We start from the raw sequence: 2556 nt of genomic DNA, 5'->3' as shown, positions 1-2556 counted from the left end.
AGCAGGGCGGGTATCTGATCCTGATTGGCTTTATCAGTGTCGTCCTGAGTGCCTTTGCCGGCATCGTCCTGGGTGTCCTTATCAGTCTCGCTTCCAAAAGCTATCTCCTGCCAGCGCCTGACAAATCTTTGTCCTCCCTCATAGCGGATATCAACCTCATCCTCACACCCGGTGCAAAGCTCAGCCAGCAGTATGCTGAGTATTTCTAAAGCGGTTGCCCTGGATTGGGGCTGGGACCAGGGCGATGTCATTACCTTATTGCTCCGTACCATACAGCCCCTCACCCCGGCCCTCTCCCCAAAGGGGCGAGGGGGAATAGAGGTACATCCCTTCCACTCCTCCCCCTTGAGGCAGGGAGCCCCTGTGGCAGGGGAGGCTGGGTGGGGGTGATGGATATTTTCACCCTCCTCATCGAGAGCCAGGGAGTCCTTACTTTCCAGTCCCACTGCCTTATAGATAAGCCTTGGATTCTCAAGGCGAATAGTCTTGATCAGGCCACTTGCAGCCGCATACTGTGGCTGCGGATAGTCGCCTGGACTCGGATAGACATACAGCAGCCTGACTTTCCTCCTGGACTTTTGCTCCTGAGCCCTCTTCTGCTCCATGAGTGCCTGGCTGAGATAGCATATCGAATACATCCCCTGATCAAGCCAGGCTTTGAAATCAGGCTGACTGGCCGGATTCAGACCTGTTGGGTAATCACCCTCTGGGTTCATCGGCCCCATTGGCCCTGGCGGCCATAATGACCACAGGTGAAAAATGATATCCGGCATCACCTGCCTGCTGGCCAGGTTCTCAATTAACCGGAAGTAGTCCTGCCGGTTGCCGGGATTAATTTCATACATGAGCTCACCAATCTCACGGTATTCCTGTCCCGGCTTGACAATGATGAGCTGTGCCCTGTTTTCACCCCGTGCAGTCATCATTTCCTGCATGAGCTGGGAAACCTGCACATTGGTATCCTCAATAGCATCCTCACTGCTGCCCTCCCCGGTATTCCCATGAGTCTCAAAGATAAGCACATGCCCTGAAAGAGCAGCACCCTCTGCCACCACCACATCCTGACCAGCCTCAGCAGTCTTAATGGCCTGGCAGCATTCCCCTGACTTCTCCCACACACTGCGGCAATACATCCTGACCAATTCCTCATCAGCCTGCTTGACCAGTACCCCGTCAGCCTGACTGACTAGTGTCCCACCAGCCTGGGCTTTTCTCGCTTCGGTGTTCCCACTAATCCCACTGATGATGCGCGATCCCTTTTGGGGTTGCCTGAGTGCCCGGAGGGAGAAGTCCTTCATGCTCACCAGCACTTGGCCGTCTTCATCTGCAAGCTGAATGTTGTATCTTTTGACCCTGGACCGTGCAGAGGGCAGATTTTCTGCTGGCAAATCCCTGGCTGGCAAATCCCTGGCTGACAACTTCTTGCCTGGCTTATCTTCGGCTACAGTCACATAGGCATAGCAGGTCTCAGGCAGCAGGGGGCTGATAATCTCCACCTCTCCCAGGGCAAAGGGAAGATAGAGAGCATCGGCAGAGCTTTTTTCCTGGCCTTCAGCCTTGTCTGGCATAAGTCCTGCCACTGTCTGCAATGCCCCATCCATCAGGGATGGATGCAGCCCGAATGCATGAATGCTGCCCTTGAGATTCCGGGGCACCTCGAGGCGTGCCAGGGCCTCTTTCCCATTGAAGAAAAGCTCCCTGATGGTCTGAAAGCCCGGGCCGTATTGTATGCCCCCGGTCTGAAAGGCATGATAGCACTCCTGGCTGCTTTTCAACCCCTGACATCGAACCTTAATGGCTTCGATATCGATGAAATCTGCCCCCGGTGCAGCTTCAAAGCCCTTGTGGGTAATCCCGGCTTTGCTTTTCCTGTTTTCTTCCTCCTGGTATTTCTTCTTTTTATTCTCCTCTCTCTCCTCATAGACCAGCTTTCCCTGGCTGTGCACCACCCGCCGGTTATCCTCACCCATCGTACTTACCTCATACTCCACCCTGTCTTGCTGCTGAGGATACAGGCTGATGTGCACCTGCTGAGGGGATGCGGTTACAGTGATCGGTTGTGCCCAGACAATGTCTTTGAGTTTCCTGACCCTTCTCTCTCCGCTGATCTCACCTGCGGCCCGTGCCATTTCAAGATAGGCCACGCCGGGCAGCACCTTATGCTCACCCACCACATGATCGGCCAGAAAAAACTCACTCCCGCTCAGCCAGGTCGAAAACTTCTGCTCCCGTAAGGTCGAGGTGTTGCTGCCAATCAGAGGGTGGAGCCCAGTCGGAGGATGGAGCCCCGCCAGAGGATGAAGCCCTGGAATCTGACCCTGGCTGAGGGCTCTCTCTACTCCGCCCAATTGATCCTGGCCTGCACAAGCTGCCTGTGCCGGATTCATGCTCCAATCTGATACTGATACTGATGATGCCGGTACTGCAACCCAATGCCTTTCCCTGGCAAAAGGGTAGGGGGGCAGTGATACTCTTCTGCATCCGATATTCTGGGGGAGAATCTTCCACTCAATTCCTGCGCCATTGACCCAGAGCTGGGCTAACTTGGACAATTTC

At 54.8% G+C, this 2556-nt stretch carries 1 protein-coding gene; it reads right to left on the bottom strand.

Features of this window, described 5'->3' with window-relative positions; genetic code table 11:
* The coding region (locus AB1611_19075; protein MEW6381686.1) for a polyketide synthase dehydratase domain-containing protein at positions 1-2556 on the bottom strand (2556 nt) is incomplete at both ends.

The organism is bacterium, assembly GCA_040755755.1.
In the GTDB taxonomy this organism is placed as follows: domain Bacteria; phylum SZUA-182; class SZUA-182; order DTGQ01; family DTGQ01; genus DTGQ01.
This window is presented reverse-complemented; position numbering and strand designations above follow the sequence as displayed.